General features: G+C 41.3%; 14 protein-coding genes and 5 pseudogenes. 11 read left to right on the plus strand and 8 right to left on the minus strand.

The window, feature by feature from the left end:
• Positions 1-25 precede the first annotated feature (25 nt).
• The gene (locus ACFG4S_RS06275) at positions 26-862 is read left to right on the plus strand and encodes an SAM-dependent methyltransferase (protein WP_392533975.1); all 837 of its coding nucleotides are present in this window, start codon (positions 26-28) and stop codon (positions 860-862) included.
• A 39-nt stretch (positions 863-901) separates the two neighbouring features.
• Positions 902-2,494 carry an asparagine synthase (glutamine-hydrolyzing) gene (gene asnB, locus ACFG4S_RS06280; protein ID WP_392533976.1) on the plus strand — a complete coding sequence of 531 codons (1,593 nt, stop codon included), beginning with the start codon at positions 902-904 and terminating at the stop codon, positions 2,492-2,494.
• A 48-nt stretch (positions 2,495-2,542) separates the two neighbouring features.
• Here asnB and ACFG4S_RS06285 read toward each other — a convergent pair whose 3' ends face one another.
• On the minus strand, positions 2,543-3,784 hold the full coding sequence (locus tag ACFG4S_RS06285) for an alanine racemase (protein WP_392533977.1): 1,242 nt from the start codon (positions 3,782-3,784) through the stop codon (positions 2,543-2,545).
• A gap of 181 nt (positions 3,785-3,965) precedes the next feature.
• Entirely contained in the window at positions 3,966-5,108 is a 1,143-nt protein-coding gene (locus tag ACFG4S_RS06290) for an aromatic ring-hydroxylating dioxygenase subunit alpha (protein ID WP_392533978.1), read from the minus strand.
• 774 nt (positions 5,109-5,882) lie between these two features.
• On the opposite strand from ACFG4S_RS06290, the gene ACFG4S_RS06295 reads away from it, so the two are divergent.
• Entirely contained in the window at positions 5,883-6,371 is a 489-nt protein-coding gene (locus tag ACFG4S_RS06295) for a TIGR00725 family protein (RefSeq protein WP_392533979.1), read from the plus strand.
• 163 nt (positions 6,372-6,534) lie between these two features.
• Positions 6,535-6,987, plus strand: coding sequence for a DUF1392 family protein (locus ACFG4S_RS06300; protein ID WP_392533980.1), 453 nt, complete (start codon positions 6,535-6,537; stop codon positions 6,985-6,987).
• An 88-nt stretch (positions 6,988-7,075) separates the two neighbouring features.
• On the opposite strand, the gene ACFG4S_RS06305 is transcribed toward ACFG4S_RS06300, so the two are convergent.
• Positions 7,076-7,777, minus strand: a complete 702-nt coding sequence (locus ACFG4S_RS06305; protein WP_392533981.1) for a LuxR C-terminal-related transcriptional regulator — start codon at positions 7,775-7,777, stop codon at positions 7,076-7,078.
• A 183-nt stretch (positions 7,778-7,960) separates the two neighbouring features.
• Between ACFG4S_RS06305 and ACFG4S_RS06310 the strand changes: the two genes are divergently transcribed.
• Both ACFG4S_RS06310 and ACFG4S_RS06315 read left to right on the plus strand, forming a co-directional pair.
• Positions 7,961-8,389, plus strand: a complete 429-nt coding sequence (locus ACFG4S_RS06310) for an MAPEG family protein (RefSeq protein ID WP_392533982.1) — start codon at positions 7,961-7,963, stop codon at positions 8,387-8,389.
• A gap of 162 nt (positions 8,390-8,551) precedes the next feature.
• A pseudogene (locus ACFG4S_RS06315) lies at positions 8,552-8,656 on the plus strand (HU family DNA-binding protein); the annotation flags it as partial.
• Positions 8,657-9,574: 918 nt separating this feature from the next.
• Here the strand turns inward: ACFG4S_RS06315 and ACFG4S_RS06320 are convergent.
• Both ACFG4S_RS06320 and ACFG4S_RS06325 read right to left on the minus strand, forming a co-directional pair.
• The gene (locus ACFG4S_RS06320; RefSeq protein WP_392533983.1) at positions 9,575-9,949 is read right to left on the minus strand and encodes a Uma2 family endonuclease; all 375 of its coding nucleotides are present in this window, start codon (positions 9,947-9,949) and stop codon (positions 9,575-9,577) included.
• Positions 9,950-10,129: 180 nt separating this feature from the next.
• Positions 10,130-10,276 (minus strand): hypothetical protein, encoded by a 147-nt coding sequence (locus tag ACFG4S_RS06325; protein WP_392533984.1) that lies wholly within the window; start codon positions 10,274-10,276, stop codon positions 10,130-10,132.
• Between the two features lie 99 nt (positions 10,277-10,375).
• On the opposite strand from ACFG4S_RS06325, the gene ACFG4S_RS06330 reads away from it, so the two are divergent.
• Positions 10,376-11,773, plus strand: a complete 1,398-nt coding sequence (locus ACFG4S_RS06330; RefSeq protein WP_392533985.1) for a PAS domain-containing protein — start codon at positions 10,376-10,378, stop codon at positions 11,771-11,773.
• On the opposite strand, the pseudogene ACFG4S_RS06335 reads toward ACFG4S_RS06330, so the two are convergent.
• A pseudogene (locus ACFG4S_RS06335) lies at positions 11,757-11,858 on the minus strand (hypothetical protein); the annotation flags it as partial. The gene ACFG4S_RS06330 and the pseudogene ACFG4S_RS06335 overlap by 17 nt on opposite strands.
• Positions 11,859-12,292: 434 nt before the next feature.
• Here ACFG4S_RS06335 and ACFG4S_RS06340 point away from each other — a divergent pair.
• Positions 12,293-12,451 (plus strand): annotated as a pseudogene (locus ACFG4S_RS06340) (glyoxalase); the annotation flags it as partial.
• Between the two features lie 660 nt (positions 12,452-13,111).
• Here ACFG4S_RS06340 and ACFG4S_RS06345 read toward each other — a convergent pair.
• Positions 13,112-14,131, minus strand: a complete 1,020-nt coding sequence (locus ACFG4S_RS06345; RefSeq protein WP_392533986.1) for an NADP-dependent oxidoreductase — start codon at positions 14,129-14,131, stop codon at positions 13,112-13,114.
• Positions 14,132-14,384: 253 nt separating this feature from the next.
• Positions 14,385-14,669 (minus strand): annotated as a pseudogene (locus ACFG4S_RS06350) (hypothetical protein); the annotation flags it as partial.
• Between the two features lie 529 nt (positions 14,670-15,198).
• Here ACFG4S_RS06350 and ACFG4S_RS06355 point away from each other — a divergent pair.
• From ACFG4S_RS06355 to ACFG4S_RS06365, 3 genes and pseudogenes are all read left to right on the plus strand, one after another.
• Positions 15,199-17,361: a DUF4157 domain-containing protein gene (locus ACFG4S_RS06355; RefSeq protein ID WP_392533987.1), complete on the plus strand. Its 2,163-nt coding sequence runs from the start codon at positions 15,199-15,201 to the stop codon at positions 17,359-17,361.
• A 740-nt stretch (positions 17,362-18,101) separates the two neighbouring features.
• Positions 18,102-18,320 (plus strand): annotated as a pseudogene (locus ACFG4S_RS06360) (hypothetical protein); the annotation flags it as partial.
• A gap of 14 nt (positions 18,321-18,334) precedes the next feature.
• Positions 18,335-21,175 carry an ATP-binding protein gene (locus ACFG4S_RS06365; RefSeq protein ID WP_392533988.1) on the plus strand — a complete coding sequence of 947 codons (2,841 nt, stop codon included), beginning with the start codon at positions 18,335-18,337 and terminating at the stop codon, positions 21,173-21,175.
• Positions 21,176-21,188 lie beyond the last annotated feature (13 nt).

Genomic DNA, 21,188 nt, shown 5'->3' on the forward strand with positions numbered 1-21,188 from the left:
TCTCTTTCCAATAACTAAGTATGCAATGGTTCACACAACTATGAACGATGCTAAGTCATGGTATGACAATTCGGAAGTGAATGAATTCTTTCTAAATGCTTGTGGGGATGAGTTTAATCACATTGGCATCTACGAAGATCCAAACAATATTCAAACGGGTGGGCTGAGAGCCACACAGGAACTCTTATCTGGCATTGAGTTTAAAGTACCAGGAAGTTCAACGAGCAAACGAGTGCTTGACATTGGTTCAGGATATGGAGGAACAGCCCGCTACTTGGCCGATCTATTTGGCTGCTCTGTTGATTGTGTCAACATCAGTACACTGCAAAACAAAGTTAATCAACGCAAAAATGACGAACAGAAACTGAACCACCTGATCCAGATTTTTGAAGCAGATTTTGCTCAATTGCCCTTCGCTGATGCAACTTACGATGTTGTGATTGCACAAGACTGCCTACTAGATGCAGTCAGTAAAGAGCGAGTCTTTCGAGAGGTGCATCGGGTTCTCAAGCCTCAAGGATTATTTGTGATGAGCGATCTGACACGACGCGACGAATCAGAAGTGGTGCGTGCTGCCATCTTACAGAGGAAATGGGGTCTGGGAGAAATTGTCTCAACTCAGTCTTATTTGAGTTTAGGCTATACAGTAGGGTTTCAACTCATACGGTACAATGATTTTTCTGAAAACCTAGCGATCGGGTATGCAGATGACGTGGACGCTTGGGCAGATGCTTCTCGCCAAATGAAAACATTAAGCCAAGAACGCCGCCAGTTTGAGCAGCAAGTTTTCCAGAGTTGGTGTGATGCTGGAAAAGCTGGATACCTCTGTCTCAGCTATTTTCGGTTTAAAAAGATCGGGTAAGGAATGGTATTTCGACGCCTTTTGGAGAGTACTTGAATCATGTGTGGCATTTACTTGCGAATTGAGAGGCAGCAAGGTGACTATTCTCGACAGCAAAAATCTTTCGAGGAATTTTCTGCAATGCGACATCGTGGCCCCGATAGCAGCATATTTTGTGTCAAGGAATTGCAACTCGGACACGAGAGTTATGAGGTTCACTATGGCTTTCATCGTTTAGCAATCAACGATCGCTCTGACGCTGCCAATCAGCCATTCACCTATGAGGACGGTTCATTCGCAATGTGCAATGGCGAAATCTACAACTTTGCTCAACTGCAAGAAAAACAGCTTGCCTCTTATCCGTTTCGTTCTCGCTCGGATTGTGAAGTTCTGTTCCCCCTCTATGAGCAATATGGGGTGCAAATGGTAGATTACTTAGACGGCGTTTTTGCACTGGTGCTATATTCTGCCCAAGAAAAGTGCTTCTACATTGCTCGTGACTCTCTTGGAGAAAAACCGCTTTATATCGGAATTTCCGAGGATAGTTTAGTCATTGCCTCTGAGCTAAAAGCTGCCATCCACAACAAAGTTCAGCAGTTCCCACCCGGTACTTATGGTGTGATTCGCGGTCTTGGCTCGGTTAACTGCACTCAATTTTTTGAATATCCAACACTAGGTTCGCAACCGATTTCATTCACGGCCTCTGTGGAAGCACTGCAAGAAAAATTAGTCGATGCAGTCGCAAAACGCCTAATGAGTGACGTACCTGTTGGTGTTCTCCTATCTGGCGGAATTGATTCGAGCGGTGTAGCTGCAATTGCAGCTCAACTCTACCCAGGACAACTTAAAACCTTCAGCATTGGCGTTGCAGACTCAACCGATTTGCAGTATGCCAGACGGGTGGCAGATTACCTCGGCACTGAACATCATGAAGTCCAGGTTAGCATCCAAGATACTTTACAAGAAGCTGACGCGATTATTCGCGTGATTGAAACCTTTAATCCGGTTTTAGTGCCAAATCATATTCTGCTCTACTTCTTGGCAAAATATATTCGAGAGAAAACCGATGTGCGAGTTCTGCTAGATGGCATCGGACCTGACGAGGCTTTAGGTGGCTACCGATTCTTTGCAGAGGCTCCATCGGAGGCCGCATACGATGAAGAGATCCAGCACCAAGTAGAAGATTTATATAAGACAGAATTGTTAGGTGAACGGACGTTTGCTGCATTTGGACTAGAAACGCGATCGCCTTATTTGGACAAAGCTCTGCTAAGATTTCTGCTGGCGTTGCCCACGGAATATCGTATGTCTCGCTCTGCTTACACCAATTATGAAGTTAAGGAGAAGCTCTTGCTTCGCAAAGCACTTACAGGACGATTGCCGATCGAAATACTAGAGCGCGGCAAAGTTCCAATGCCGGAAGGAGTAGGGAAAGTTTATTTGGATACTTTTGAACAGGCAATTTGCGATCGGGTACAGGAGCAGGCATTTAAGCAAGAGCAGCAACAGTTTCCCTTACTGCATCGCACCGAGTATTACTATAAGCAAATTTTTTACAATCATTTCCCTTGGGCAACGCAGGTGGTTTGCGGAATTCAGCATACGCCTTGGCGATCTTATCAACCTAACGCTGTCGTTTATGAAAACACATAGATAGTCTCACTAATTTTAGGCTTTAAGTCCTGTGCTTTTGTTTATCTATTATTTTAGGGGCAGCAAATACTCCAAAGAGTGAAGTAAATCGTAGGGCTCTCGCTCTCTAATCGTGCTGAAACTACGATCTTGATGGATCAAGATAACAGGTGGTTTACCGCGCGTGAAGTTAAATGCCTCGGAGTAATTGTAGGCACCAATGCTGTGAAAGACAACTATATCGTCAACTTCTGGAAGTTTTCTGATTGAGCAATGACTCATCAAATCGTAGGACATACACAATGAACCAAAAAACTCGATCGGCTGGCTGAATTCTTCTCTTGAGCCGTCAGAGCTTGCTGCTGAAGTGATACTTACTGGATAAGCCACATAGTAAGTTGAAGGAACCAGGTTCAGACCACCATCTAGAATAATTACGGTTCGTTGCTGTTGCTGCTTGATGTTGATCGCCTTGGTGGCAAAGAGCATACTGTCAGTTACCAGGGCGCGACCTGGCTCCAAGATTAAGAGTGTTTCTGCCGGAAAGAGTTGTTCTACTGCTGTGCAGATGGCTCTAGCCAATTCTTCGATTTCAGGGACATACCAATCCTCTGCTGCGACTTCGAGGGGGCGATTATTTTTGACTGCAAAGCCGCCACCAATGTCAACATACCGCAAGATTCGTTGTTGGGGATCGAAATGACGTTGAATCAAGGTGTGCAGTTCTTTAAGTGCTGTGATGTAGCTATTTGGATCGCAAATACTTGTGTCGAGGTGAAAATGAAATCCCTCCAACTCAAGATACTGACTCGCTAAGACATGGGCGATCGCTGCATCTGCTGCTCCATTATCCACATCAAAGCCAAACTTGTAGCCAAATTCACGAATATGCCCAGTTGAAATACGTAATCCAATTTTTGCTTGAATTCCATAAGACTGTGCAATATCCGCCACTTGTAAGAGTTCATGCCAGTTATCAACATTGAGAATGACGTTTTCCGCGATCGCTAATGTCAGTTCATCTTTTGTTTTACCGGGACCATTAAAGACAATTTGCGAATAAGGCATCCCCAATTTATGGGCAGTGTGCAGTTCATCACCTGTAACTACTTCAGCCCAGGCTCCTTCTTGGTGAATAATTTGACAAACTGCTAGCAAAGGATTGGTTTTGTAGGAGTAAGCAATCTGGACATTTTGACGGTAGGTATGAAATGCATTGATAAAGCGGCGAACAGTTGTCCGCAAAATTTTTTCGTCTACCAGATAGAGGGGAGTGGCGTAGGTTGAAACGGCCGCTGAGATGTAATCCATATTCTTCGTGAGATGGTAGTTACTAGCCCTGGCAACTAGAAGTCGCGGCTACACAGACAAAACCCACCTCCGTGGGTTAAAACTCTTGATTTTGTATTAGTCCAGGTCGGTGGACAACGCTAGTGTAGTAGCGAATTCTATTCGCCCAATACTTTTTAAACATCTTCTTAGAGAACCATGTCTATGTTGTGGCTGGGGCGACTTCAGTTAGCGATCGATAAACTAACTTTTGAAAATATTGAATCAACCATTCCCGATCTAATAGTAAACGTCCATGAGACATTGCTCCAGACTGTAAGCCAGCTTGAACAGATTCCAGAAGCTTAACATCTTCCTGCCCAACTCGATTATCAAAATCAATAAACCTCTCAATAAAGGTTTCATCTGCATCTCCATCAAAAAAATATTCACAAAATGTATGGGTTTGTTGGGGGGTAACTGGATTAAAAGTGTAAACAGTCAGGTTGCCTTGCCCAGGCATCACTGTAAAAGTACAGTTTGGCCAAAGCAGAACAAATAGACTCTCTTTAACATCTCCATCAGTACAATAGGGACTAGCGTTACTTTGCATTCTTGAATGAAGTTGACGCATAGGCACTTTGCCGATCAAGGCATTGCCAACTGCACTTAGAGCATAGGCATCTGGATCTAAAATTTTTAGAAGGCTGGGGTGATTAAAAGTGCAGTGATAGCATTCCAAATAGTTTTCAGCAATGACTTTCCAGTTTACTGACATTTCAGATACAAATTTTTGTTGCGATCGCAGTTTTTCTATGTTCACACCAGACGATAACAACAGTTCTGGTAATATTCCCAAATGAGTTGCCAGTGGTTCAGCCTCTGAGTCCAAGTTGACAAAAATGAATGAACCCCAAGTATCTACTTTGACGGGTAACAAACCCAAGCTTGTGAGATCGAGTTCGGGGTTAAGGTCATAGCCTGGTACAACTTGCAGCACGCCATCTAGATCGTATCTCCAAGCATGATAAGGACACTGAAACATTCTCGTATTGCCAGCACCGAAAGCAACTTCACAGGCACGATGGCGACAAATATTTATAAAAGCCCGTAATTCATTGGCAGCATTTTGCACAATAAGGATAGGCACATCTCCACAGCGGTGAGTCAGATAATCTCCAGGCTGAGTAAGGCTCTGAATATTTCCAGCATATTGCCATGTACGTTGGAAGATGGCTGTTTGCTCTTGTTTCAAAAGAGTAGGTTCGCTATACCATACAGATGGTAAAGTCCATCCTTGTGTAAGTCGATCGCTCCAATCGTCTAAACTGTTTGAATTTGTATTACTAGAGTTACCAATTTTCATAATAGACGCGTCCGCAATTAATTAAACGAAGATTGTTAAGAATATTCTTCCAGACCTTTCCATCATCTCACCAGGGGTATGAAGCAAAAAAGCCTCAAAGCGATTGCCTAAATCTTTGTCAATAAGTACGACTTAATGCGATTAATCTGAGCTTTCTTGAGAATAGGATTTTACCCTTATAGATCGGGGTGTGAGTATCAACGCGGCTCAATACCGAAATTTCCCCCACTGTGATTGCAAGGCTTAGTTTGATATTTATCGGTCTTAAAAGTTATCAGTACAACTAGCTACATTGTTATAATCGTGCTGTTGTCTACCGGAGAGCGGCGAAGGCACTTTTTATAGGGTAATTGCACAGTTTTTAACTAGTCTTCATGCTATTATTAGCCGAAAACCAAAATTGGCGTAGACATTGTTATATATTATATAGATTAGCTATCTGAATATGTAAAATTAGGAAATAATGTTAAACGCCTTACAGCCCTTCTCAAAAAAAGAGGCGCTGTTCACATTCGGGTATCCTCCGGCAGATGTTGGCGCAGCAATTGCTGGTATTAAATAGAAGTTTTCCTTCACTAATCTATACTTTGATTAACGTGTAATTCAAATCCTTATGAGTTGCGAACATTTAGACAATATGAAAAAATCTCTTATACTTAGTATCAATATCCAAGCTCCTAACTTTAGTTATGGGGAAAGAAATTGCGAATTGAGAATGGGAAAAAGCGAATTGGAGATGACTTGTCGCCCAAAACCAGTATCATCTGAAATTTGATGCGAAGAATTATTATTGGGGTTATGGGGAGAGGAGAAAATGCGACAGCAAATGATTTACAAAATGCTTATATATTAGGTCAATTTATTGCCAAACAAGGATGGGTTCTACTCACTGGTGGTAGAAATGTAGGGGTAATGGATGCAGTAAGTAAAGGTGCAAAATCTGCTGATGGTTTAACTATTGGTATTCTTCCAGGTGAAAATCAGGATGGTATGTCCTCTTGGGTTGATATTGCTATTTTCACAGACATGGGTAATTCTAGAAACAATATTAACGTTCTCACCAGTGATGTGGTAATTGCTTGCGGAATGGGTGCAGGAACCGCTTCAGAAATTGCTCTAGCTTTGAAAGCAAATAAGCAAGTAATTTTGTTGAATAATGATGAAGAAAGTAAACTTTTCTTTAAAAAACTGTCGCCAGAAAATGTTTATATTGTGGAGAGTGTGGAGCAGGCGATCGCTACTGCCAAAACAATTTTATACTAATTGAGAATTAGTGAATCAGTAAAGTCTTCTCAAATTGGGAGGCTCTCGAATTGATTGGGTTTAAATTCCCATTTGTTGCGTTAGCTTCCCAAAATTTAAATTATATTCCGGATCAGACTGCTCCAAGGGAGTGTATGTATAAAAAAGAGAACTACATTCCCAGATGATTAACCAAATTACCGCTTTAGAATCCTGTTGGCATATTTCTCCTGAGTGGGGTCAGACCATGCCTCCAGTAGCAGTAAGAATGTTAGAAAAAGTTTTGTTGCCAATCCCAGACTTGTCAGGCTACTGCTGTGGTGTTTTGTGGGAAAAACAGGAATGGATTTATGCAATTGTTTGCCAGAATGAAACTCTCTACTTAGCTGAACAAGAATTTCATAGAACAAATCTACTAGAAAAGTCCACTGTTTTTACTCCAGCTTTTAAATTGGGGGATATAGTTGAGGTTGATTTTGGTGAACAGCCTACACGCCGTATTATTCAAGGAATTTTTAGCCTCAAAGATAATTGGCTTTATGGGGTAGAGTGGCGCTCTCCAATTTTAGAAGAAGCGTTTTCCCAAAGTAGAACAATATGGCTTGCTGATGTTGATTTAGTAAATGTTGGTGTATGACTATTGTAAAAAAAACCAATAGGTACAACAAGGGTAAACGTTGAGCTTTCACACGAAAACCATAGCCAAGAGCTAGCAGGGTTGTAAATTACTTTAAATGATGATGCCTTGGAGCTAAAAGTTGTGCAACCATCTCTGCACGAGACGAAACTTCAAGCTTACGAAACATTCGCTTTAAGGCTTGCTTTACAGAATTTTCAGTAATCCAAAGTTGATGACCAATTTCTGCGTTAGTTTTCCCTAAAGCAACCAATTCTGCAATCTGCAACTCACGAGACGTTAAGCGATCAGTTTTAAAAGCTTGGTGCTGCGACTTTCCTTGGTAAATTTCTTGTGAATCAACTGTTGTAGCCCAAACAGATAAGTGCAGGCAAATGGCGCTCAAATCGGTTAGATTTTGTGTATCAAAGGCAGGCATTGATTTTTCACGAGTACAACCCACTACGCCAACTAATTGATTGCGATTAATGATTGGCCCCGCCATCACATGCCAATGATCGGGGCGGGGACAGATAATTTTCCAAGCCTTTGGTGATGTCACTAATGCTTCATGGACAGGTGCATGGCGCTCCACCAGATAACGTGCTATGGGATTGTGTTCAATGGATAATGCAATTCTCAGAATTTTTTGAAGATTGCTATCGGCTAAGGGCAGTTGCTCAAAGAAAAAAATTCTCCATCGTTTGGCGGCAAAATACTCACCAATTCCTGGCACGACTTGTGATCGCAGATCATGCTCACTACGGGCTTGATTGATTGCTTCAAAAAGAAGCTTTAACGGACTTGTCATAAGTGAAATTGACTCAAGTGTACCCGTTCGAGGTCTAGAAGCATTGCAGTACTAAGCCTATATTACCTTTAATCTCAACAACACTTTGACATGAGTTTCAAGAAAGGAAATTGCTCATACGCCTTTGTATGAGGCAGTTGATCGCACATCCATAATCAGAATAAGCAAATTTAAGAGGTACAAATGCCACAAGAAGCAATTTTCAGTCCTTTCTTTGCAACAGTTTTTCTGACACTCATAGTTTGGGTGTATATGTACATCCGCCGTATCAGTTTCTTTACTGATATAAAGATCCGTCCAGAGGATCTTGCTGTACCCGGCGCACTAGCGCAGATATCACCACCAAATGTATCCAATCCATCAGATAACTTCAAGAACCTATTCGAGATTCCGGTACTTTTCTATGCACTCGTACTATATCTATTCATCACGAAACAGGTAGATACAATATATGTGAACGCTGCGTGGGTCTTTGTTGTGTTTCGTCTATTGCATAGTACTGTCCATTGCACATTCAATCTGATCATGCTTCGGTTCTACCTCTACCTATTTGCCACGCTTGCGCTGTGGTTCATTGCCATCCGCGCAGCCCTTATCCACTTTGGTAGGTAGATACTTAAAACAGAGTCAACGCTCGTCTGAAGAAAAACTAATTTTAATTTGAGAAATTAGTCGCTATCTAGTGGTATCTAGCAGTTCCTCTAAGTACTAAAGTCTGATATGACTGTAATTGTCCAAATAATGGAGTACGAATAAATACTGATGTTTTCAGAACGCGAAGGGCGTAATCCGAAAACCAATGAGCCAATGACAATTCCAGCAACTAGAGTGCCTGCGTTTTCTGCTAGAAAACAGTTTAAAGAAAAAGTAGCACCATAGATGAATTGCTTTACCACTAGCAATTCAATCACTGCAAAGCTGTAGCAATTGCTGTTCTCAAGGCAGGATATGGCAATGTTAGGGGCAATGTGAGTGTGGAATTGCGGATGTTGCAGATGGCGTAGACGCGCAAGCGGCAAGTCGAGTGACATCGCTTACGATTACTGCTTAGTGCTACGATTGCTGAGTCCAAATTTACTTACATATACAAAAAAAGTTGTTTGAGCTATTAGAATTCCAAGCGCTGTACCGGAGAATGCTGCCTGAGCTTGAAAAATTGCAAGCTGATCAAGGTTTCGGGGTTCAGGCCCGAATTCTAGATGGAATTGCCACCTTGCTGCTTGTGGATTGGTAAGAAAACTCAGAAATAGACTTAGAATATAGCCAAGAACCGTAAATAATAAAGCTGTAGGGATAGTCAGCTTTAAGTTTTGAAAGAGTAACGAGCGCATGGAGAAAATTGTTTAACTTTAAAGTTTTTACAACTATTCTGATAGTTACACAATTATGAATTAATTACGAATTACAAATTAGTAATTATTAGATAGTGCCTGGATTTTCGCCTGGGAAGCAGTTGCGGAAAAAGTAGCGCCATAGATGCATTGCTTTACTACTAGCAATTCAATCACTGCAAAGCTGTAGTGTTCCCTGTTCTCAAGACAGGATATGGCAATGTTAGGGGAAATGTTAGTGTTGAATTGCAGATGTTACACAAGTGCGATCGCTTACTATTGCGTCCACAGCATAAAATAGCAGCCCCAAGTTAACTAACAGTTTGGGTGATTAATCTAACGTTACTGATTTTATTAGCTACTTTTAATTAGTTGTCTGGGCATCATCAGTATATAGTGATTATTACTACAGATGGGGATTTAGCTTAGGCGTTCAATTCGCGCTACTTGATAGAAGTTCTTGAGTTCAACTCCCACCACTTGGGGAGCAACGCGATTTTCTCAAGTCGGACAAAAATGAGTGACGATGCTCCACCCCAAGACTAGGCGATGCGGATTGATTAAATATATCCCTCAGTGCGATATGCATCTGGGGGATATTTTCAACTTCCATCTCTACAATTATTGTCCTCCGAAAATCGGTGTCTCTCAATAAAAACCCTAAGTAAATTAAGAAGTTGCTGGCGATCGCACTGTGAGATTGCGACCCTCCCGATATAGTAATAATCTCTCCGTTACGGTATTCATGGCGTTTGGGGTTTGTTTCTTCCATAGCCCGATACTCGTCTAACGTGAGGCGAGTTGTTATTACATCACAGGGACTGGTTTGAGCAAAGACCACAATCAACCTCTTAAATAATTAGCTCTAAAATTATTATCTGCAACAAGAGAAAGAATTGCTAATGGACGGTGGAATGCCGCAGCCTCAAAGTGGGGTTATGATGTATGCAATCGCCTCGTTGCTGATGTGTTTTACGGCAATAGGGAATGGCACTAAGAAAAGCCCAAAGGATTGTGCCACCTAGTTCCCAGCCTCCAGGCTAGGAATGTATTCAAAAGAGGCTTTGCCTCTGGTAAAGCTACTGGAGGCGGAGTCTCCCAGAATGGTTTCCCAGCCTCTAGGCTGGGAACCAGTCAGGTCAAGGGCTATATCTTTTCTTAGTGCCATTCGCTACATTACTCAAGTAACCATACGATCGCCTTATTCTTAAGGAAACATTTGAATACGCGATCAAAAGATACACCTTGCTAAAAGAGCTTTTAAAACATGTCTGCTAGAAAGTCAAACGATTCCGGCAGAATTCGCCGTTGTCACATTTCTTTACAGGCTGTTCTAATTGGTTCCGTTGCTCTACAAATTTTAGTGGTAACAGGACTAACAGAGTATTTTTCGCTGTTTGCAGAGCAAATTCATACTCATACTAAAGCCACACTCTGGCTTTGCTTAGTAGCACTGCTTTTGTCAGCAGGCTTGGGGTTTTTAACTGCGCGTTGGCTGGCTGTGTCAATTCACCGCCTGAGCCAAGCTGTAGAAGCTCTAGCAGAAGGCAATCTGGACTATCGCATCGAGCAGCAACACAGCATCAAAGAAATAAATGCCTTGGCTGAGTCTTTTAACCAAATGGCACAGCAACTTCAAGCATCCTTTGCCAACTTATGCCAAAGTGAAGAAAAGTTTCGGCAACTGGCAGACAACATTCAAGAAGTCTTCTGGCTCGCAGATGTAGAAATAGAGCAAATGTTCTTTGTCAGCCCTGGTTATGAACAGATTTGGGGAAGAAGTTGCGAGAGTTTGTATGAGAATCCCCAATCGTTTATTGATGCCATTCATCCGAGCGATCGCCAGCGTGTAATTAATCACCTGCAAAGTCATACCAGCACACCATTTGAAATTGAGTATCGGATTATTCGGCCTGATGGCACAATGCGTTGGGTTTGCGATCGCGGATTTCCTGTTTTTGACGCAACCGGAAGAGTAATTCGTCGAGCTGGTGTATCTCAAGATATCACAGAAAGTAAACTGGCAAAAACGCGATTTCGTCATTTGGCAGCGAATGTGCCAGGAGTGATTTACCGTTATGTGCTTCATCCCGATGGCTCGGATGAGGTATTCTACATGAGTCCAGGGAGTCGAAGTCTTTGGGAAATTGAGGCGGCAGCAATTGAGCAGGATATTTCCTTAATTTGGAATTTGGTGCATCCAGATGACGCAGCAGCCATGCGAGCCTCGATTGTGGCATCTGCCCAGAGTTTACAACCTTGGCTGTGGGAATGGCGAATTATTACCCCCTCTGGTTTGCTGAAATGGTTGCAAGGTGCGGCTCACCCAGAACTGCAAGTTAATAAAGATGTGATTTGGGATGGCTTGCTACTGGATATCAGCGATCGCAAAAACGCTGAGAGTGTCTTGCAACAACAGGCACAACAAGCGCAAGCCCTAAATCGAGTCGTCCAAAGTATTCGTAACTCTCTGGATTTATCTACCATTTTTTCCACCACAATGGCTGAAGTGGCTCAGCTTTTGAGTATTCATCGCACTACAATTGTCCAGTATTTTCCTGATAACTCATGTTGGCGTGTGGTTGCCTATCATCGCATAGATGAATCACTGCCTGATATTAGGACTCATGTAAAAATAACTCGAACAATTAGGCAGAAATTTTAGGTTTGATAATATAGTTCCATTCACCATGAAAAGAGTTTCGCTCAATGGCAATGGTATCAAGTTCTTGATCTGTGACTTTAATTCCGCGTCATTAAGATGTCATGGGCTCCCATGAAATCTACCTTTGGAAAACTTCTCGGCGCGACGAGTATGTACTTTGTAACTGGAAAACCAGCGCACGTTTGTAATCTCCAATGGTCGCTGCACCAATTGCTTGACCTTGTTTTCGACTTCATCGTAGGTTACTTCGCGATCGCCTTTTTGTATGCCCAGTTGAGCAAATTCATACATAGCAAGATTTTTGCACTTTCCTGTCCGTCGAATTCACGTTAATTAATATGCGCTTTCTATAAGAGAAGCAGAAAAGAGTTCATTTTCTAGCCAAACTATTCCTTATGGTATTAATATCAGTGGTATATTTTCACCTCTAATATTCTTGGCTACTCCAGCATACTATTAGGAGTTTAAAACAAGCGATTAATTACCCTTATCTTGTATCTTTGAAAGTAGTCCTTAGCAATGAAGAAAACTTTATTTCATCTTACCTTTCCTGTGACAGACCTTGCACTGGCAAAAACATCCTATGTTGATTGTTTAGGTTGTATTCCAGGTCGAGAAAACCGTCAACTTTTAATTCTTAATCTCCACGGACATCAATTTGTTGCTTTCTTGACTAAAGGTTTAAACATTATCGTCATCCAGAAGTAATCTTTGGGTATTATGATTATACGAAAATAGAAGAACTGGTTTGACAAGGGTTAAAATAATTCGTAATTTGTAATCAAGTTCCTACGCCCCAAATATAATTCGTGATGAAAGTAGTAGGAAATTTATTTACAACTAATTCAAAATTACCAATTTTACAATTTGGTATGGTGTTTCTCCGAAAATAACAAATTACAAATTAGCTAAATATCCAATCGCATCAGCTAACTAATTCCAAATGTTAGGAAATAATGACTTGCAAGACCGATGGATTTCTCGCTATTTCAGATTAGCGATCGCCAATATGCTCGTAGACCTCTTGCAAAAGTGCTTTTTGCAAGAGGTGGGAAAAGGGAAAAGGTTAAAGGGGAAGGTGGGGTCCCAAGAAGGGGATAAGGGGCGGGGGAAAATACAAAACCTTTCCCCCTTTTCCCGACTTCTGCAAGAAGTCTAGTACCTTGAGCTACCCTGAGTTAGAGTCACGGAAGCAAAGATGGTGGAATACCGCAGTTTCTGAGTAAGGGTATGATGTACGTAATCGGCTGGTTGCTAAATTATCGTTTAAATCACAGTCGCTACTGCTACGAAGAGAGCAATTGCAGACGTAATTGATAATTGATTCAAAAAGTATGCTTATCGTGTTGGATCGTCGCTGACTTGAACAATCAGCTTGCCGAAGTTTTTCCCTTGTAGTAAGCCGATGAAGGCGTGTGGGGCGTTTTCCAGTTTCTGTACAACATCTTCCTTGTACTTGAGCTTACCTTCTTGCAACCACCCAGAAACATCTTTAACAAACTCTGCCTGCCGATGTTGGTAATCACCCACAAGAAATCCTTTGATTAACGCTCGTTTAACCAACAGCGGCATTAAATTAGGACCAGGAGGAGAATTTTCGGCATTATACTGGGAGACTAAACCAACCAATGGGATTCTTGCTCCTTGATTAATGTGCTGCAACACCGCTTCTAAAATAGGGCCAGCTGTATTGTCAAAGTAAACATCCACCCCGTTCGGACAAGCGGCTTCTAGGGCTGAACTCAGTTCTTGAGTTTTATGGTTAATACAGGCATCAAACCCTAATTCTTTCGTCACATAATTGCATTTTGCATCACTCCCAGCGACTCCTACCACCTGAGAGCCTTTGATTTTGGCAATTTGACCCACTACAGAACCGACTGCACCAGATGCGGCAGAAACAACAACCGTTTCACCACTTTTGGGTTGCCCAACATCAAGCAGAGCAAAATATGCCGTCATTCCGGGCATTCCCGTTACGCCTAACGCATAGGAAATGCGAGCTTGATTGGGGTCAAGCTTACGCAAAGTTTCGCCTTTCGATATGCTATAGGTTTGCCAGCCGTCATAACCAAGCACAAAATCTCCGGTTGAGAATTGGGGATGGTTAGATTTCATCACTTGGCTAACTGTGCCACCGACCATCACAGACCCCACCTCTACTGGAGCAGCATAAGACTCGCGATCGCTCATACGACCGCGCATATAAGGGTCAAGGGACAGGTAGATCGTCCGATTCAGAACTTCACCTTCCCCTGGTTCTGGAATTGGTGTTTCGACAAGGGCAAAGTCGCTCTCTTTCGGTTCTCCAAGCGGACGGCTTTTGAGTAAGATTTGTTGGTTAATTGAACTAGTCATTGGTTGTGCCTGCTTATTTACTCATTTTTTCTATCAAAACTACAAGTCGTCTTGAAAGCACCCTTATTACACTAGCTTGTCTAATGTAATGGGCAGATCGCGAATCCGTTTACCTGTAGCCTGATAGACCGCGTTGGCGATCGCATCTGCGGCTCCAATCGTGCCAATTTCACCAATACCCTTGGTGCTAATTGGGTTGAGTGCAAAGCTTCTTCCTCGACAAAAAAGGCATCAATGGGGGGAATATCGGCATTTGGGTAATATCCCAATAGTCCTGCCAGCTACACCCCAGTTTAGCCAGCACTGCCCTAATATCACTAACCGCCTGGGGCAACATTGACAATTGTTCGGCTCGATATGCGATCGCAGATGGTGTCGGCTCACTCTCCAGAATTATCGCCGCAGCCTCCAATGCCTGGGTATTGTTCATCGCACTAGCGAGATTCTTCAATGCCATACCCATGATTCGTAAGCATTCCTGGGCATTTTCTTTGGGTGGTTCCTGGGCTAGCGATCGCAAACAAAGCGTGGTTTGTAAAAAGTTGAAACGAGCTATCTGCCTTGAATCACAAAATTGTTTATTTGTATAGTGCAATAACTTTATTATTAACATAATTTTATGTTTTAATAGAATTTTACGTTACTCAATAGTAATCTCTACCACCAGATAGATAAAAATCTTTTAGTATCAAGCAAATATCTTTTAAAATACTATACATAACATATATTCATTTTCATAAAGTTCTTGAAAGTTCTTCTCTTATACATATTCAGATTAAAGTCGTTAAGGACTGTTACCAAAATAGAAATATTGCATAAAAGCTGGAGGAAATCTCGAAATCTGGTTGTTGGACAAAAATCAAATAGCTCAATTGTCTGTTTCTAAATAATATAAAAACAGTTATAAAATCCTGTTAGGACAGAACTTCGTGACTGTTGTGATCCAATAGTTGGTTTTTGGCATTTTGTAACATAAGTACCTAGATTTTCACAACACAATATTTAAGATTTTCTTGACATCAATCAGAGATGTCAGGTTGACGTAAATCATTGAACTTGTAAAAACAATGCACAAAACAAAATCTTCAAAGACTGACTCATCTACCTATTCCAATTCTTTAGCGCTAAATTCATCCCCACAATTAGCGCATAGACCATTTGGTAGCGAAATCCAAAAAGCATCAGTTGCAGCTAAAACACCAACTGATATAGAGAATGAAGGCTTTGCAGAACAACAGATAGAAGCAACTCAACTTGAAATACAAGCCAAGTCTGGCTCGATTACGCCTGAAGGACAGGAACGCTTAACAGTTTTGCAAGCCAAGATGGACGGACTGTTAAATTCTCGATTGTCACACGCCCGTCGTTTTGGTCATAATATTGCCAATATTCCACTGATAAAACCAGAGACACCAACACCAATACAAGCAAAACTGACAATTGGAGAGCCTGGAGATAAGTATGAGCAAGAGGCGGACGAAACTGGACGTCAGGTAGTACAGAAGATTCATCATCCACAAAGCGAAAAACTCCAGCGAGAGTCATTCTCTGAAGAGGAGAAGGAACTGCAAATGAAAGCAGAACATAACATACAGTGTGAAGCATTGCCCGAAGAAGAAGACGAATTGCAAATGAAGCCAGAGGGCAGTATACAGAGAGAGTTGTTGCCTGAAGAAAAAGAGGAATTGCAAATGAAGCCGATGGTGCAGCGTCTGGCAGACGGAGGTATGGCAGCATCGCCTGATTTGGAAACATCAATACTACAGGCAAGGGGTGGTGGACAGCTGATCGCAGACAACATCCGCGAATCGATGGAACAGGCGTTTGGTGTAGATTTTAGTGGTGTGAGTGTTCACACGGATAGTCAATCTGACCAGTTGAATCGGTCAATTCAGGCGCGTGCTTTCACGACGGGGCAGGATGTGTTCTTTCGACGGGGGCAATATAATCCTGGGAGTCGAGCTGGACAGGAGTTATTGGCGCATGAGTTGACCCATGTTGTGCAGCAGAATGGGGGGGCGGTGAGGCGATCGCTCTTTAGTTCCCCGCAGCAGTTGCCAACATCACTGATTCAGACAAAATCGACTATGGAGCAGCCGAATGACAAGTATAAAAGTCCGCGCGTGGCGCAGATCCAGAAAAGATCCAACGAGACATTATCGGCACAGTCAGACTCCACTAATGTTTCCTATGGTCAATCTGTGCAGTTAAATATACACCGATCTGCTCCAGTACTACAGCGCAAGCTGATGTTTACAGGTTCCAATGAAACTTTCACTGATATCCAACAATTTTTAATGGCCTATGGTGTCGGCAAGTACGCGCCTGGTGTCAAGCAATGCTTGGAGCAAATCAATAAGTTGATTGAAGAAGGAGAGCATACCAAGGACAATATCGACGTGCTCCTTAGTGAACTCGGTTATGTAGAAGTAGAAAATAACGAGAAAGTTAAATTCCTTGTGAATGCAGTTATTGATTCCATAGGTGATTTGGGAGTCACCGTGAAGGAAAACATTACTATTTCTGGCATCAAAAGCAAAAAAGAAAGTTCCCATCCCTTGTATGAAGTGAAAATTGAAGGGAAACAGTTCATGCTGAAGAAAGAGCAGAACGACAAAAGCGAATTTATGGGTATGCAGGAAATGAAAAAGCAGGGAATCAAGGTACCAGCTGCTATGAGCTTGATAACGGATCAGGGTGAATACATCCTCATGGAATATATCAAGGAACTTGGCGTAGGGTTAGGCACTATGAACAAATTTGATAAGGACATTATGAAGGGTTCGGCCGAATCACTTGGAAAAATGCACACGACCGATATCATGATCGGCAACGTGGATCGGCTGCCCTGGTGCGGCAACAATTACACTGGGCATTGGAATAATGTATTTACTGATTTATTAACCAAACGAGTCATCGGCATTGATTCGGAAAAGACTATGAATTTTCAGTCTGGTTTACTCAAAGATATAAGGAAAGAATTGAACGAAATAAAAGATAACCCGGAGATTTACGCTAACAAAATCTATGAGTTGCTCAGTACTAGTAGTAATAAAGATAAATTAGATTTGGGGGAGGAGGAAGCGCAGGTATTTATCACGTACTTTGCATCTGGCTTGAAGTCAGCGTTGCCTCCAAATATTGATGACTTTGTATCCCAGAAGGAAGTAGAAGATGAAAAAGCCTATGACGATCTTGAAAAACGATTAGCGGCTCTTAAAAGTAATTGATAGCCAGAGGACGAACTCGTACTTCTGATGTAGGGGAAAAATGGGAATTATTAGTTCCCATTTTTATATTGTCAACTATCTTTGAACCAGCTATTAGATAATTTACATGGTGGTAAGTATAACTAAACCTGTCTTTGCAATACTCCTCAAACGTGCGGTGCGTGGAACGGTACAGTCTGCGATGCTTATGCAGTTCCATAAGTGCTTTACCAGCTTCAAAAAACGCCCGCTCTACTTTCCTCTCCAAGTGTAAGCAATCCCTTTGCTCCTCGTGAGGTAGGCATCACTATTCATTCCACTTCACCAACACCCCATCCACAATCGCAATCCCCCACTGCGGAAACTTCACCAGCGACTTCTTGATTACAATCTGCTTTCGCCGGATCGTCACTCCAGCACTCTTACAAGAAGTTAAAACCCGGATTCTCCCCTGAATTTGCTGCTCGATTTAGTTTCTCCATTCTTACAGGTCGCATATTTGACCGCGCAACAATCGCCTCATGCGACCATTTTTCAGGATTTACGACAGGCGCGACGGAACTTTGACCTTCATGAGCTGCTTTGACTTCTACACCTGAAACTGAATTTTCAACCAACAACGTAGCAGAATAACCCTCATCTTCTTGCTTCTGAGTTTAATTAGCGATCGCGACGCCCAGATCAAACGCAAAAAGCTGTGGAGATAAATTGCTTCAACCATCAGGGAATACTAAATCTGGAAGTATTAAAGATTTAGCAATATGCTTAACACTATTGTCAGTATTCCTGGATATCGCATCAGCAAAAAACTCTACAACGGTTCTCGAACTCTGGTTTATCGCGGTTATCGAGAAACTGACTCATTACCTGTTGTGATTAAATTGCTCAAAAATCTTTATCCGAGTTTCAGCGAACTTTTATCGTTTCGTAATCAGTACACTATAGCTAAAAATCTCAACTCACCTCTAATCACAATGTCAAAATTCAAGCTTACATGGCACAGGCACAGCACAAGAATGCTTTGCAAATTGCACTGACTGTTCTTCAATCAATAGGAGTGGAACTGCCTCAACAAGTCAATCAAACTGATATCGAGTCTCAACTGGAACAAACAAAATATCTTTTGGCAGATAAACCAGCAATGGATTTACTAGAACTGCCAAAAATGACGGATGAGAATATTCTGGCAGCAATGCGAATTTTGTCGAGCATTATGTCAGCAGCTTACCAAGCAAATCCCCCATTGTTTCGAGTAATTGTATTTAAACAAGTTCAATTGTCAATCTTCTATGGTAATGCTCCCGAATCTACTTATGCTTATGCTAGCTATGGACTTATACTCTGCGGTGTTTTAGGAGAAATTGATACAGGATATGAATTTGGGGAAATGGCATTACTGTTACTTGAACGTTTAAATGCTTTCAAAGTTAAATCAAAAACTCTATTTGCAGTAAATTGTTTTATTCGACATTGGAAATCGCCTATTAAAGACACTTTAAATCCTCTTTTACAAGCCTATACGAGCGGTTTAGAAACTGGAGATATTGAATATGCTGTAATGTCTGCCTATGTTTTTGGCAGATATGCCTATTTAAGTGGCCATGGTTTAGAGGAATTAGCCCAAGCTATGGGAAACTATGGCGCAATTATGCACCAGTTTAAGCAAACTACCTCTTTGAATTTCAATAGTATCTATTATCAATCAGTTTTGAATTTGTTGGGAATGTCAGATAATCCTTGTTTTTTAATTGGCGAAGTTTATGATGAAGTCACAATGCTGCCTCTGCATCAAGCTGCCAATCAAACTAGTATTATTTGCCAGCTTCATTTTTGTAAACTACTTTTATGTTATCTCTTTAGTAATTATCAAGAAGCACTAATAAACGTTGCTGTTGTCGAAAAATATTTAACCAGTGTAACTGGATTAGTACTAATTCCAACCTTTTATTTTTATGAGTCTTTGACTAATTTAGCCTTATATAAAGACTGCTCAATAACTGAGCAAAAACTAATTATTGAGCGAGTAATAGAAACTCATAAAAAACTAAAAAAATGGGCAGAAAGTGCGCCACAGAATTATGCTCACAAATATAACTTAGTAGAAGCTGAAAGGTTTCGGATACTAGGACAAAAAATCGAAGCAATAGAATGGTACGATCGCGCCATATCTCTTGCCAAAGAAAACGGCTACATTCAAGAAGAAGCACTTGGCAACGAACTAGCAGCCAAATTCTACCTCGACTGGGGTAAAGAAAAAATCGCCCAAGTCTATATACAAGAAGCATACTACTGCTACGCCCGTTGGGGAGCTAAAGCCAAAGTTAATCACCTAGAAAAAACTTATTCCCAACTACTCCAACCCATTTTGCAACACCAACGAATCAATTTCAATCCTTTAGAAACTATTGCTTTTCGTGGTACAGCCTCATCTTCTAGTACTGGCAGCACTAGTATTGCTGATGTTCTAGATTTTACCTCTATTTTCAAAGCTGCTCAAGCTATTTCCAGTTCTCTAAAATCAGATCAACTCATTGCCAGCCTCACTCGCATTATTCTAGAAAACTCTGGCGCAAAAAAAGTTGTACTAATTCTTCCCCAAGAGGAGAACATTTGGGAAGTTAAAGCAATTACCTTTATCGAGCATGAGGAAATACAAACTATCCTCAATCCACAATTGCTAGACAATTGTCAAGATATTCCCGTAAAAATTATCAATTATGTCAAAAATACTCAACAAACAATTGTTATAGACAATTGCAAAACAGATATTCCTGGGGTAATTGGGAAATATATGTTGTCACATAAACCCCAGAGTGTGTTGTGTGTCCCGATTATTAATCAAGTGCATTTGGTAGGAATTCTCTACCTAGAAAATAGCTTAACTCAAGGGGTTTTTACTAGCGAACGCCTCAGTGTAATTAACCTTCTTTCATCTCAAGCTGCAATATCTTTAGAGAATGCTCGACTATATCAACAAGCAGGAATTGCATTACAAAACTTACAACAAGCACAATTACAAGTTGTCCAAAGTGAAAAAATGTCGGCACTAGGTAATCTTGTTGCAGGGGTAGCCCATGAAATGAATAATCCTTTGGGCTTTATTTCTGCCAGTCTCCAACAAGCTAAACCTACTATTGCAGATATTGTTGAACACTTAAAACTATATCAAGAAAGTCTACCGAATCCCAACGATAAAATCAAAGACCATGCTGAAGATATTGACTTGGATTATAGTTTATCAGACTTACCCAAGATAATTGATTCTATGACAATGGCGTGCGATCGCCTCCAAAACATCAGCACCAGTCTTCGCACTTTCTCTCGTGCTGACAAAGATTATAAAGTGCCGTTTAATATCCACGAAGGTATAGATAGTACGATTTTAATTCTCAAACATCGTCTGAAAGCCAATGAAGAACGTCCCGAAATTAAAGTGGTAACTGATTATGGAAATTTGCTCCAGGTTAAATGTTTTCCTGGGCAACTTAATCAGGTATTTATGAACATTCTAGCCAATGCTATTGATGCGATAGATGAATCAAATATGGGACGACTTTTTGAAGAAATTAAGCACAATCCAAACCGAATTACTATTAAAACTTCCTTAGAAAATAAGGGCGTGAAAATTGCGATCGCAGATAATGGCAATGGGATAAGTAAAGAAGTGAAAGAAAAGATTTTTGACCATTTATTTACTACAAAAGGTGTAGGTAAAGGTACAGGATTAGGATTAGCGATCGCTCGGCAAATTGTTGAAGAAACCCACGGCGGAAAATTGAGCGTTAACTCAGTTATGGGTAAGGGTACAGAATTTGTAATTGCAATTCCGATATGATTTTTGGCTCTTT

It is taken from the genome of Nostoc sp. C117, assembly GCF_043099735.1.
Classification (GTDB): domain Bacteria; phylum Cyanobacteriota; class Cyanobacteriia; order Cyanobacteriales; family Nostocaceae; genus Nostoc.